12 protein-coding genes and 1 tRNA gene are annotated in these 13,548 nt (G+C 30.6%); 8 read left to right on the plus strand and 5 right to left on the minus strand.

The genetic code is table 11. The features are described from left to right. The first annotated feature begins 29 nt into the window (after positions 1-29). A complete protein-coding gene (gene folB / locus BC961_RS04800) occupies positions 30-389 on the plus strand; it encodes a dihydroneopterin aldolase (RefSeq protein WP_121924726.1) in 360 nt (119 codons plus the stop codon). A gap of 103 nt (positions 390-492) precedes the next feature. Beyond that, positions 493-563, plus strand: a tRNA-Cys gene (locus BC961_RS04805). 942 nt (positions 564-1,505) lie between these two features. Here the strand turns inward: BC961_RS04805 and BC961_RS04810 are convergent. From BC961_RS04810 to rnr, 3 genes are read right to left on the minus strand one after another with little or no spacing between them, the layout of a single operon-like run. Beyond that, positions 1,506-2,183: a LysE family translocator gene (locus tag BC961_RS04810; protein ID WP_121924727.1), complete on the minus strand. Its 678-nt coding sequence runs from the start codon at positions 2,181-2,183 to the stop codon at positions 1,506-1,508. A gap of 41 nt (positions 2,184-2,224) precedes the next feature. Further along, positions 2,225-2,893 (minus strand): head GIN domain-containing protein, encoded by a 669-nt coding sequence (locus BC961_RS04815; protein WP_121924728.1) that lies wholly within the window; start codon positions 2,891-2,893, stop codon positions 2,225-2,227. Positions 2,894-2,897: 4 nt separating this feature from the next. Beyond that, positions 2,898-5,090, minus strand: coding sequence for a ribonuclease R (gene rnr / locus BC961_RS04820; RefSeq protein ID WP_121924729.1), 2,193 nt, complete (start codon positions 5,088-5,090; stop codon positions 2,898-2,900). 120 nt (positions 5,091-5,210) lie between these two features. Here rnr and BC961_RS04825 point away from each other — a divergent pair, with 120 nt between their 5' ends. Together BC961_RS04825 and rpiB are read left to right on the plus strand one after the other, a co-directional pair. After that, the gene (locus BC961_RS04825) at positions 5,211-5,444 is read left to right on the plus strand and encodes a putative signal transducing protein (protein WP_121924730.1); all 234 of its coding nucleotides are present in this window, start codon (positions 5,211-5,213) and stop codon (positions 5,442-5,444) included. 720 nt (positions 5,445-6,164) lie between these two features. Then, positions 6,165-6,593 carry a ribose 5-phosphate isomerase B gene (gene rpiB / locus BC961_RS04830; protein ID WP_121924731.1) on the plus strand — a complete coding sequence of 143 codons (429 nt, stop codon included), beginning with the start codon at positions 6,165-6,167 and terminating at the stop codon, positions 6,591-6,593. 109 nt (positions 6,594-6,702) lie between these two features. Here rpiB and BC961_RS04835 read toward each other — a convergent pair whose 3' ends face one another. After that, the gene (locus BC961_RS04835) at positions 6,703-6,999 is read right to left on the minus strand and encodes a DUF1294 domain-containing protein (RefSeq protein ID WP_121924732.1); all 297 of its coding nucleotides are present in this window, start codon (positions 6,997-6,999) and stop codon (positions 6,703-6,705) included. Between the two features lie 88 nt (positions 7,000-7,087). Between BC961_RS04835 and BC961_RS04840 the strand changes: the two genes are divergently transcribed. After that, a complete protein-coding gene (locus BC961_RS04840) occupies positions 7,088-9,211 on the plus strand; it encodes a Tex family protein (protein ID WP_121924733.1) in 2,124 nt (707 codons plus the stop codon). Between the two features lie 74 nt (positions 9,212-9,285). Here the strand turns inward: BC961_RS04840 and tatA are convergent, their stop codons facing one another. After that, positions 9,286-9,486: a twin-arginine translocase TatA/TatE family subunit gene (gene tatA, locus BC961_RS04845; RefSeq protein WP_121924734.1), complete on the minus strand. Its 201-nt coding sequence runs from the start codon at positions 9,484-9,486 to the stop codon at positions 9,286-9,288. A 191-nt stretch (positions 9,487-9,677) separates the two neighbouring features. Here tatA and BC961_RS04850 point away from each other — a divergent pair, with 191 nt between their 5' ends. The 3 genes from BC961_RS04850 (at position 9,678) to BC961_RS04860 (ending at position 13,535) form a co-directional block, all read left to right on the plus strand. Further along, complete coding sequence (locus BC961_RS04850; RefSeq protein WP_121924735.1) at positions 9,678-10,205, plus strand: peptidase; 528 nt, start codon at positions 9,678-9,680, stop codon at positions 10,203-10,205. Positions 10,206-10,244: 39 nt separating this feature from the next. Continuing rightward, positions 10,245-11,732: a GH3 family domain-containing protein gene (locus BC961_RS04855; protein WP_121924736.1), complete on the plus strand. Its 1,488-nt coding sequence runs from the start codon at positions 10,245-10,247 to the stop codon at positions 11,730-11,732. A gap of 123 nt (positions 11,733-11,855) precedes the next feature. After that, a complete protein-coding gene (locus tag BC961_RS04860) occupies positions 11,856-13,535 on the plus strand; it encodes a DUF6909 family protein (RefSeq protein WP_121924737.1) in 1,680 nt (559 codons plus the stop codon). Positions 13,536-13,548 lie beyond the last annotated feature (13 nt).

Consider the following 13,548-nt stretch of genomic DNA (forward strand, 5'->3'; position numbering starts at 1 on the left):
TAGCAAAGATAAAAAATAGAAAACACAAAATGGGAACTATAAAATTAAAAAATATTAGAACATATTCTTATCATGGTTGCTTGATCGAAGAAGGTAAAATAGGTTCTGATTATATTGTCAATTTAGAGATTAAAACTGATTTAAGAAAATCATCTCTTACTGACAATTTAAAAGATACTGTAGATTATGTTCTTTTAAATAGCATTGTTGTTGAGGAAATGGCAATTCGCTCTGATTTATTAGAACATGTTGCACACCGCATTATTACTAGAATATTTAATGAAATACCAGAAGTTTCGAGAATAATTGTAGCAGTTTCAAAATTGAATCCACCTATAGGAGGTGATGTTGAAGCGGTTACAATTGAAATGGAAGAGTACAGATCATAATATTTAAATTACTTTTTAAAGATTCCGAAATAAATTTAAATTTTCAAGGGTTTAATTTTCAAAACTTAAAGTTTTTAAGTACTTTTGCCATCCAATCAAATAAGGCGTCGTGGCCGAGTGGCTAGGCTGGGCTCTGCAAAAGCTCCTACTCCGGTTCGAATCCGGACGATGCCTCAAAAACCTTCAAGGAAACTTGGAGGTTTTTTTATGGAAAATAATAAAAAAAAGTATATACCACTTCTCCCGAAGCGCAGGGACGGACGATGTCTCAAAAACCTTCAAGGAAACTTGGAGGTTTTTTTATGGAAAATAATTATAATTTCTTCTTTTTTATTGCTTTTTTAAGGACCAACAATTTCATGCTGGAAGCATCCCTACTACCTTGCGCAGATGTGTTGAGACGCTTACAACGTGACAAATAGAATGGAAACAATAATAATCTTATCAAGCGCATTTTAGATTTTAAAACTACAATTTTCAGTACCAACATTGTCATGCTGCAAGCATCCCTATTACGTTGCTCAAACTAGTTGAGACGCTTCCAGCATGATCAATGGAATAGAAACAATAATAATCGTAAAAAGCGGATTTTCCATTTTAAAAATACAACTTCCAGTACCAAAAATTGTCATGCTGGAAACATCCTTACTACTTTTCTCAATTCTGTTTAAACTCTTCCAGCGTAACAAATGCAATAGAAATAATTATAATCGTATGAAGCGGATTTTTAGATTGTAAAAGTACAATTACTAGTACCAACATTGTCATGCTGCAAGCATCATTACTACCTTGCGCAAATTTGTTGAGACGCTTCCATCGTGACAAATAGAATGAGTTCTCTAAACACTGAGAATTTAATAAAATTCACTTTGTAAACTTATAAATTACAGTATATTATACATTACAAACATTATTACGCTATAAGCATCATTTTTCTAATACTCAAACTTGCTGAGACGCTTCCAGCGTGACAAATGGAATAGAAAAAATAATAGTCGTATAACATCTGCAATAAATAAGTAAAAAGTATCCTATCCAATTAAAAACATAAAAAATCCTAACTCTGAATTGAAATTCAGAGTTAGGATTATGTGAATTATACACTTTTAAAAAATCTTATTTATCTATTTTATCAAAGGCATGTTTTACCATTTCTTTTTCTTTTGGGAACCAACCTTGAGTAATCAAAACCGTTCCAAAAACCATCAAAACTATGCTTATTCCTTTTTTAATTTTTAATATATTAATTGGTGTTAACTTATTTTTTAACTGCTTAGCTAATAATATCTTAATACAATCAACAGCTAAATAGGATAAAATAACAGTTATAAAAAAGGTAAACATTCTGGATGTTTGCATTTCTAGCTTAGGTCCTACTGAGATAATTACTGCTAACCAAAAACCAAGAACTCCAATATTAATTATATTCAAAAAGAAACCTTTTACAAATAAACTTCCGTAGTTCTTTTTTATAATTTCTTTGTCAATTAAATCGGTATTAATCTTCTGTTCTTTCTTTAGTTGAATGAATGAAATTATACCATAAGCTAACATTAAAACTCCTCCAAAAATAAAAAGTGCGGGTTGATCTTTCAAACTTTGAATCAATCTAAAACTTCCTAAATAAGCAATTGCAATAAAAACTATATCTCCTAAAATGACACCTAAATCAAAAACTAAGGCTGCTCTAAATCCTTTTATTATACTAGTTTCTAGTAAGATAAAGAAAACAGGCCCTATCATAAAACTTAAGAATATTCCCCAAGGAATACCTGCTAAAATATCGTTTATCATTAAAATTCGAAATTAATTACCAATAAATTTTTGGTAAAATACTAATTTTTTTCTGTAATAGTTCCACCAATAAAGACTTCTTGATTTATCTGTTTTGGTTTACCATAGATATAAATTGAACCTCCAGCTTTTACTTTTGCATCGACTAAAGTACTAGCATTTACTTCTGATTCTCCTCCAGCAGCAACAGTAATAGTTGTTTGAGAGGTCTTTAAATCTCTTGCATTTAAAATACCACCTGATGTTATGGTTACGTTCTGATTTGTAGCTTTTCCAGATATAGAAATAATTCCTCCAGCATTAGCTTTCACAATCACTTTATCTACGTCAAGATCAATATTAATTTCTCCCCCAGATTTTGCGTTCAATTCAATACTAGTTTGCTTAAAATCATCTTCACTAGAAATATAACTTCCTTCGCTAACACCAATACTTTCAATGTTTTTAAAGTATAATTTTACAAGTATATCGTTACCAGATAGCAATTTAGGAAAGGGCATTCTAATTTTTAAATCACCGTTCTTATTTAAAGTTTCCACTTCTGAGGCGCGCGCGCCAGTGATTGTTAATTTATTTTCGTCAGATGAAATTAAAATAACTTTGATTTTATCAAAGACTTTTACTTTATCAAAATCTCCTAAATTTCTATTAACTTGTGCATTTGTAAACTGAGCTAACAATACAAATGCAATAATAACTACTTTTTTCATTTTTCTATTTTAATGGTTCTTCAACTCTTCTTAAGAAATTAAAATCCAATTGTTTTTTAACTAAATCAGCATTTTTTACTTTAACGTAAATTTCATCTCCTAATTGCAATAATTTACCGGAAGTCTCACCTTTTAATGCATATTGTTTTTCATCAAATGTGTAATAATCATCTTTGATATCTCTAATTCTACACATTCCTTCGCATTTATTTTCGATAATTTCGACATAAATACCCCATTCAGTAACACCAGAAATAACACCCAAGAATTCTTCATCTTGATGATCTTGCATGTATTTAACTTGCATGTATTTGATAGAATCACGTTCTGCATTTGTCGCTAAACCTTCCATAGTTGACGAGTGTAAACACTTTGTTTCATAAGTGTCTTCATCCACAGATTTTCCGCCATCTAAATAATGCTGTAGCAATCTGTGTACCATAATATCTGGATAACGACGTATAGGCGAAGTAAAATGAGAATAATAATCAAATGCTAAACCATAATGTCCTATGTTATCTGTAGAATATTTAGCTTTACTCATACTTCTAATGGCAAGTGTGTCAATAAGATTTTGCTCTTTTTTACCATTTACCTGCTCCATCAACGCATTTAATGACTTAGAAATATCACCTTTATTACGGAAATCAATTTTATAACCAAACTTCGCTATAACGGTTTGCATCGCTATTAATTTATCTTCGTTAGGTTCATCATGAATCCTATAAATAAAAGTTTTCTTTTGTTTACCAATGAATTCTGCTACTTTCCTATTAGCTAGAAGCATAAATTCTTCAATAAGATGATTTGCATCTTTTGAAACTTTAAAATAAACGCCTTGAGGTTCTCCATTTTCATCTAAGTTGAACTTCACTTCTACTTTATCAAAAGTAATTGCACCTTCAGCCATCCTCTTTTTACGTAAAATTTTAGCAAGCTCATCTAATTTAAGCGTCGCTGAGACAATTTCTTCTGAAACTTTATAAGAAGCTCCAGTAATGGAAATTTCCTCTGGAATTACGTCGTCTTTAGTCTCAATGATGTACTGAGCCTCCTCATATGAAAATCTTTGGTTCGAATGAATAACTGTTCTTCCAAACCACTGATCCATCACTTGAGAATTTTCGTTGATTTCAAAAACAGCAGAAAAAGTATATTTCTCTTCATTTGGACGTAAAGAACAAGCAAAATTCGATAGTACTTCTGGTAGCATTGGTACTACTCTATCTACTAAATAAACAGAAGTAGCTCTTTGATAGGCTTCATCATCGAGTATTGTACCTTCTTGCAAGTAATACGAAACATCGGCAATATGAATACCAATTTCGTAATTTCCATTATCTAATTTTTTAAATGATAACGCATCATCAAAATCCTTAGCATCTTTTGGATCTATTGTAAAGGTTAATGTATCGCGCATGTCGCGACGTTTTGCAATTTCAGTTTCTGTTATTGTAGTATCAATTTTTTGTGCAAATGTCTCCACTTCAATGGGAAATTCTGATGGTAAACCATATTCAGCAAGAATAGCATGAATTTCAGTGTCATGTTCACCAGGTTTTCCAAGCACTTTGATTACGGAACCAAAAGGACTATCGGCTTTAGTAGGCCAATCTTCTATATGAACCAGAACTACATCACCTTGCTCTGCCTCTCCTATTTTATCCTTTGGAATAAAAATATCAGTATACATTTTTGGATTTGCAGTAGATACAAAAGCAAAATTCGCTTGAATATCAATTACTCCTACAAAATCAGTTTTGTGTCTTTCTATAACTTCAATAACTTCGCCTTCTGGTTTTTTACCTTGTCTTTTGTTATAGACATAAACTTTTACAATGTCTTTGTCTAAAGCATGATTTAGATTATTCGTTGGAATAAATACATCTTCCTCTAAATCAGCGCATACAAAATAAGCCGTTCTACGACCAGTCATATCTATTTTACCTTCGTAATAATCCTTACTTACGGCCTTAATTAAATACTTTCCTGGTTCTGATTCAATAATTTTATTTTGGGCAGCTAGAATTTTCAAATCTTTAATAATTTGATTTCTGCTTTCTGTATCGTCTAACTCGAGCTTTGCTCCTATTTGTTTATAATTGAATGCTTTATTAGCACTTTGCGATAATATTTTTATAATTTTATCAGAGAAATCTTTCCCTTTTTTTATCGGCTTTCTTAATCTTTTACTCATAAATTCTTTTCTTAAAAGTCTAAAATTACAAAATACTAAGCTGTTATAGCTAAAGAGGTGACATATTTAAAGAAAATATAACTTTGAAGATAAATTGTATCTTTATAAAAAGAATAAAATATGGAAGAATTTAAAACAGTTGCAATATTTAATTACTCACATGAAATTGTTGTATTAAAGCATTTATTAGAACAAGAAGGAATAAGTTATTTTTTTGAAAATGAAATCATGTCTTCTTTTGCGCCAATGTACTCAAATGCGTTGGGAGGAATTAAACTAAAAATACATCCTAACGATTATGAAAAAGTGCAACAGTTGTTAGACAATCTAAATAACAATTTGAAAATCGTTTAAATTTTATATTCTTCGAATATTATTTTTTTGAAAGTTTTATTTTTTGAAAGTTGTTAACATATATTAATATAAACAAAAAGAAAAATTAAATTTAAAATCTTTCTTGGTTGTTATTATAGCTTGTTAATAGTAGCAATAAATATATTTTAAAATGTATTGAAGTCAAGTTAAAAGATGTTATCGCGACTTATCAACATAGTTATATTGTAGTAATGTGCTAGTTTTTAAAAAGTTTTGAATTTTAGTTAACAATGGTTGATAACCGTTTCAATATTCAAATTGTAAATAACTTCAACTATCGTTTTTTGTTAACAACATACTATTTAGTAATGATAACTATTCTAAAAATTCAGCAAACTAAATTAGGATTTTCAATACCCGTTTTGGATTAGTTTTTTTTTATTTATGGACCTAAAAAAGTTCTGATATTCTATCTCAAGTTATCAACATAAAATGTTAATTTAAGGTTAACTGAATATCAGGCAATTAGCTTTTACTATTAACAATGTAAAATTTTAACAATTTTATTTTATAATCTCTACTGATTTTCAGCTAATTATATATATTATTAAATTGTTAACAACTCATAAACTAATGGTTATGTGTTAGTTATGAAGTAAAAAATTAGTTGTGTTTTTTGATTTAAATAAGCGTGATTTATATATCATATAATAGATATACTTTAATTAAATTTGCACCACACAACTTAAAATACATAGTATGAAAATCTCGATAGGAAATGATCACGCAGGACCTGAATACAAAAAAGCGATTGTTGAAATGCTTCAAGCAAAAGGATTTGAGGTAACTAATTATGGAACAGATTCAGCAGCTAGTGTTGATTATCCAGATTTTGGACATCCTGTTGCCACAGATGTTGCTGAAGGTAAAGCTGATTTTGGAATTATCATTTGCGGAAGTGGAAATGGAATTGCAATGACTGCAAACAAACATCAAAAAGTTCGTGCAGCTTTATGTTGGATTAAAGAGATTGCAGCTTTGGCACGTCAACACAATGATGCAAACATTATTAGTATTCCAGCGCGCTATACTTCGATTGCACAAGCAGTAGAAATGGTTGATACTTTCCTAACTACAGAATTTGAAGGTGGAAGACATCAAACAAGAGTTGATAAAATTTCTTGCTAAAAATTAATTTATCATGTATCAATATATAGAAAGCTTAGTTTTAAACTGAGCTTTTTTTTTATGCACTTTTTTTGAGTAAAACATAATTGAACAATTTTTTAAAAAATCATCATTTGTAATTTTCAAAAATATGTACTTCTTTAAGAAAATAAAAATATAATACCATTACTACAATTTGAATTAAAGCTATTGCCCAAAAGCGAAGTAAATAACTTTTTTTTGATGTTTTATGTCTAAAAAAAAGCATTGCGATTCCTGAACCAATTGTTCCTCCTAAAACAACTAAAATTAAAAGAGTATTTTCTGAAATTCGGCGTTTTCTATTCTTAGCTAAATATTTATCATATCCAATTAGCACAAAGGCACTTAAATTTAAAACTACGAATAAGAATAATAAAGTAATCATTTAACTCAATTTAACTTTCAAAGATATTATTTTAGCGAGGTGATTTCTTTAAATACTATATCAATTATATAAAATATTAGATTTTAAAATGACGAACATCCAATTCATATCAAAGTACGTTGTGACTGCTGCGATAAACATTCAAAAAACAGTGCAATTATTAGCAGAAGATTGTACTATTCCTTTTATTTCTAGGTATCGAAAAGACACAACTGGAAATCTTGATGAAGTTCAAATTGAAAATATAGCGAAGTTCCAAAAGGAATTTGAAACAATAGTAAAAAGAAAAGTAGCAATTTTAAAATCTATTGAAGAACAAAACGCATTAAGTCCAGAACTAAAATCAAAAATTGAAAATAGTTTTGATTTGCAAGAAGTAGAAGATTTTTATCTGCCATTTAAAAAGAAGAAAAAAACAAGAGCAGATGTCGCACGTGAATACGGTCTTGAACCTTTGGCTACAATTATAATGGCACAAGGTAATGATGATATAGATTTTATTTCTACCAAGTACTTAAATAAAAACGTTGCAAATGAAGATGCTGCTCTACAAGGCGCGCGCGATATAGTTGCTGAATGGATTAACGAAAATATTTATGTTCGTAAACAATTACGACGATTATATCAAAGAAAAGCGAGTATTACTACAAAGGTTGTAAAGTCTAAAAAAGACGATGAAAATGCTCAGAAATTTAATCAATATTTTGAATGGACAGAGCCTTTAATTAAAACTCCTCCTCATCGCTTATTAGCTATGCTTAGAGCTGAAAATGAAGGTTTTGTAAAAATGAAAATTGAAGTTGATACTGAAGAAGCTTACGATTTAATTGATGAAATTGTTTTAAAAAAGCAAAGTAATTCAACTTCTCATATTCAGCTTGCTATTGAAGACAGTTTTAAGCGCTTACTTAATCCTGCCATTTCAAACGAGAGTTTACAAGAGGCAAAAGTTAAGGCTGATGCCAATTCTATTCAAGTATTTGCTAATAATCTTGGGCAGTTGTTATTAGCACCACCATTAGGCGAGAAACGAATTCTAGCAATTGATCCAGGTTTTAGAAGTGGTTGTAAAATTGTTTGTTTAGATGAAAAAGGCGATTTGCTGTACAATGAAACAATTTATCCACATGCACCTCAAAAAGAGGAAGTAATGGCGATGAAAAAGATTCGCTCAATGGTTAATTCTTATAAAATTGATGCAATATCTATAGGAAACGGAACGGCTTCACGCGAAACAGAATTTTTTATAAAGAAAATTGCATTTGATAAACCGGTTCAAGTTTTTATTGTTAGTGAAGCGGGAGCATCAGTATATTCAGCATCGAAGATAGCGAGGGATGAATTTCCTAATTATGATGTAACGGTTCGTGGTTCGGTTTCTATAGGGAGACGACTATCAGATCCATTAGCTGAATTGGTAAAAATAGATCCTAAAGCAATTGGCGTGGGACAATATCAACATGACGTAGATCAAAGTAAGTTAAAGGAAGAGCTAGATAATACTGTAATTCGCTGTGTGAATTCTGTTGGAATTAATATTAATACCGCGAGTAAACATTTATTGAGTTACGTGAGTGGAATAGGAGAGAAGCTAGCAGAAAATATTGTACAATATCGATCTGATAATGGACCTTTTACTGATCGAAAGCAACTCAAGAAAGTCCCTAGACTTGGTGAAAAAGCATATCAACAAGGTGTTGCTTTTATTAGAATTTCAAATGCTAAAAATCCACTGGATAATTCAGCAGTACATCCAGAAGCTTACGGAATTGTTGAAAAAATGGCGAAGGATTTAAAATTAACTGTGAATGATTTAATAGCTAATCCACAAAAAACAGCGTTAATCAAACCAGAAAATTATATTACGTCTGAGATAGGTTTATTAACTTTAAAAGACATTATCAAAGAATTAGAAAAACCAGGACTAGATCCTAGAAAATCTGCTAAAGTCTTTGAATTTGATCCAAATGTTCAATCGATAAAAGATGTACAATCAGGAATGATATTGCCTGGAATTGTCAATAATATTACCAATTTTGGTTGCTTTGTAGATATTGGTGTCAAAGAAAGTGGATTGGTTCACATTTCACAGCTAAAAGCTGGATTTGTAAGTGATGTTAATGAAGTAGTTAAATTACATCAACATGTTCAAGTAAAAGTGACAGAAGTGGACGAAGACAGAAAAAGAATTCAGTTGACTATGATTATATAAATCCAAAAAAAGTCCAAATCACATAAGATAAACTGATGTAATTTGGACTTTTTTAATATTGAAATTAAAGAAATTTATTCTTTTGTTTCTTCTTCTTTTTTGACAACTGTCTGATCTTCTTTAGAAGCGTTCTTGAATTCTTTAATTCCGCCACCTAAACCTTTCATTAATTCCGGTATTTTTTTACCTCCAAAAAGTAGCAAAACAACAACGACAATTAAAATCCATTCTGAACCACCAGGCAACATCCCTAAAGTTATAGTTAAAAAGTTCATGTTTTCTATTTTTTAGAATAAGGTACAAATGTATATAGAATAACCTAACGGAATATTATTTTGCTGCATTTATTTGGTTTCAAAAGCGTTAAAAATTTATTAAAATAAAAATGCTTGCATTACTGTGACACCAATACTTGAGAATACAATAAACCACATTAATTGTTATATTTGTTTAATAATAAAAAGGTATGTCTAAAAAAAGACTGAAAAGACGCAAAATCAAAGAAAATTTATTCAATAAAAGACGTTTAATAATTTTAAACGAAGACACATTTGAGGAAACTTTTTCGTTGAAACTTACTTTGATGAACGTATTTATAGTAGCAACCTTGGGAGCTATTATTATTACAACTATTACTACTTTTATAATTGCTTTTACTCCTTTACGTGAATTTATTCCTGGGTATTCTTCAACAAAATTAAAAAAAGATGCTACTGAGTTAGCACTAAAGTCTGATTCTTTAACTGTTGCTTTAAAGAAAAACGAAGCTTACATTTTGTCGATAAAAAAAGTTCTCACAGGACAATTAGATTATGCGAAATTCAATAAAGATTCGATACTTTCCTCTACTGAAGAGATAGTTAGCCCTGAGAAATTAAAAGCTTCAGAGGAAGAACTAGAATTACGTAATGACGTTTTAAAAGAGGAAAAAGATGCTCAACCTAATAAAGATGTAGCGCCTAAAAAAAGAATTACTAAAAAATCTAAAAATTAAAAAAGTGCCTTTATGTCTTGATGACAAAATTAAACAACTATGTCAATAAAATCTATTGCAGCAAAAATATTTGCCAAGAAAATATATAATAAAACCCAAGCTTGGGCAACTAAACCAGTTGAAACTCAAAAAAAAGTTTTTCTCAATTTGATAAGAGAAGCCAAGAATACGCAATTTGGTATCAATCATCATTTTGAAAAAATAAAAACTACTGCTGATTTTGCTAAACATGTTCCAGTAAGAGATTACGAAGGATTAAAACCTTATGTTGATAAGGTTGTAAACGGCGTTGAAAATGTACTTTGGAAAGGGAAACCTTTATATTTTGCAAAAACTTCTGGTACAACATCTGGCGCAAAATACATTCCACTAACTAAGGAATCGATGCCTTATCATATTGAAGCTGCTAGAAATGCCATCTTACATTATATTTATGAAACTGGAAATGCAGATTTTGTAGATGGAAAAATGATTTTCTTACAAGGTAGCCCAATTCTCGAAGAACAAAATGGTATTAAACTAGGTCGTTTGTCTGGTATTGTAGCTCATTTTGTTCCAAAATATCTTCAAAAAAATAGAATGCCATCACTAGAAACTAATTGCATTGAGGATTGGGAAACTAAAGTGAACGCTATAGTCGAAGAAACTTTTAGTGAAAATATGTCTGTGATTTCTGGGATTCCTTCTTGGGTCCAAATGTATTTTGAGAATTTACAAGAAAAAGGAGGAAAACCAGTAGGCGAAATATTTAAAAATTTCAATTTGTTTATTTACGGCGGTGTCAATTATGAACCGTATCGCGCTAAATTTGAAAATTTAATAGGTCGAAAAGTAGATAGTATAGAGTTATTTCCAGCTTCAGAAGGATTTTTTGCTTATCAAGATTCTCAGAAAGAAAAAGGAATGTTACTGCTATTGAATGCTGGAATTTTCTACGAATTTATAAAAAGTGACGAATTTCATAATGAAAATGCAAAACGATATACCATTGGCGAAGTTGAATTAAATGTCAATTATGTTTTGATTATTTCAACCAATGCAGGATTGTGGGGATATAACATTGGTGATACCGTTCAATTTGTTTGTTTAAAACCTTATAGAATCATCGTTTCAGGCCGAATTAAACATTATATTTCTGCTTTTGGAGAGCATGTAATTGGAAAGGAAGTGGAAAGTGCCTTACAAGAAGCCATTGAGGGAACTGCTGTTAGAATAAACGAATTTACTGTTGCGCCTCAAATTTCGCCAGCTACTGGTTTACCTTACCATGAATGGTTTGTAGAATTTGAGAATGAACCAGAGAACAGCACTACTTTTGCGGAAGCGATAGATAATGCGATGCGAAAACAAAACATGTATTACGACGATTTGATTGTTGGTAAAGTGCTTCAAAAGTTGGTTGTTACTCCTGTTGTCAAAAATGGTTTTCAAGATTATATGAAATCAATTGGCAAATTAGGAGGACAAAACAAAATCCCAAGACTTTCTAATGATAGGAAGATTGTTGATTTATTGAAAAGTAAATAAATGCCTTACCTTTGAAGGCTATAAAAAAATTAGAAAATGAAATGAGCATATTGAAATTTCGATAAAATATACATTCGAAACTTGTGCCAATTCGATATTCGAATAAAAGATAAATAGTATAATATGAAAGAAACAAAAAATATATCTCGTTCTAGAGCACAAGAATCATCAGCAGCAATTGAAAAAATGTACATTACAATGCGTCATTTATTCAACAGAGGTTTTTATAAACCAATGGGAATTTCTGGTGATACGTTAAGAGAAGCATTACTGGCATTACGTCCAGAAATTTATGGAAATATAGGAGAAGAAAAAGTAGAATTGAATGGACTTTTATATGTAATCGAGCGTCTTCCAGTGGGAATCGAAGAATGCAGATTTATAAACTTAACTTCTGAGGAAGGGTATTCTAAATCTCATTTTCAAGCTATTGTCCCTCCCAAAAGGCGACGTAATTGCTATAGAATTGATGAGGAGCAAATGAATGTTGAAATTACTAGAGGTCGTTCTGACATTTATGATATTTTAACGCATTTGACTTTTATTTTTATAGAATCGCATAAAATTAGAAATAGAGTTCTACTTGATGATGCAGGTGAAGTTTCTCGTGATTGGTTTAAGTTGGAACAGGCAGTTTCTCAAAAGAAAAAACTGACTTTGGTCGAAAAAGAGAAAGCGATTTCGCATGCAGCCAATATTTTGGGTAGAACATTTGAAGAGGTATTAGATATTTATGATGCTTTTGGGTCTACTGCTGCACCAGATCGATTTTTACATGTTATTTTTTGGTTGGGTAAACTTGCCATTGAAGAAATTGTTGATGATAATAAGAGAACGATAACTTTTAGTCCTATTTTAAGAGAGCGTTTAGGTCACCACATTCACGGTGAAATTTGGGCTACAAACATTAAGAAAGTTTTAGAAGAAAATCAGCTTTTAGATCGACCAATTCACGTAATCAGTGCGAATATGCACTCCGTAATGAATTCTATTTTTGCAACTACGGTTTTAAAAACTAAGTTTAAAGACAAATCAGATTTCTTTATCTATGAAGAATTAAGTAAATCTGGAGCAGATGTTTTAAGAGATGAAGTTTCAGCTGTCGCATTGAAGCACGGAATGATTTCGTTGCCAGATACTTCAGGAACTAATATTGATATTCAAATATTCGATACCGCTAAAATTAATTGGTCAAAAACATCTTTTGCTTCCGCAGATTTAGGTGATAAAAAACCGGTTTTAATAGTTATGGATTACGCTTTTGGAGAACAAGCTTATGAAACAATTGATGAGTTATTGAAACCCTATAAAAAAGATATCCTAATGAACGTTGAGTCGGTTTCTATAATGGGAAAAGCAGGAATTCTAGAAGGTGGAAAAGGAGATATTATGATTCCGAATGCACACATAAATGAAGGAACAGCTGATAATTATTTTTTCGAAAATCAGCTGACAGCTGAAATGTTTGAAGGAAATGATATTGCAGTTTTTGCAGGTCCAATGGTCACAGTTCTTGGAACATCATTACAAAATAGAGACTTACTTAAATTTTTCCATGAGTCAACATGGGGAATTATTGGGCTGGAAATGGAAGGTTCCTATTATCAAAAAGCGATTCAATCTGCATCAAAAATTAGAAAGAGTGTTCCTCATGATGTTAAAGTGAGATATGCCTATTACGCCTCAGATAATCCATTAGAAACTGGAAGTACGTTAGCTTCTGGCGGATTAGGAACTTCTGGTGTTAAACCAACTTATTTAATTACGATTAAGATTTTAGAACAAATTTTTAATGTAAAATAAATTATAAAATCAG

Origin of the sequence: Flavobacterium weaverense (genome assembly GCF_003688495.1) — a bacterium.
In the GTDB taxonomy this organism is placed as follows: Bacteria; Bacteroidota; Bacteroidia; order Flavobacteriales; family Flavobacteriaceae; genus Flavobacterium; species Flavobacterium weaverense.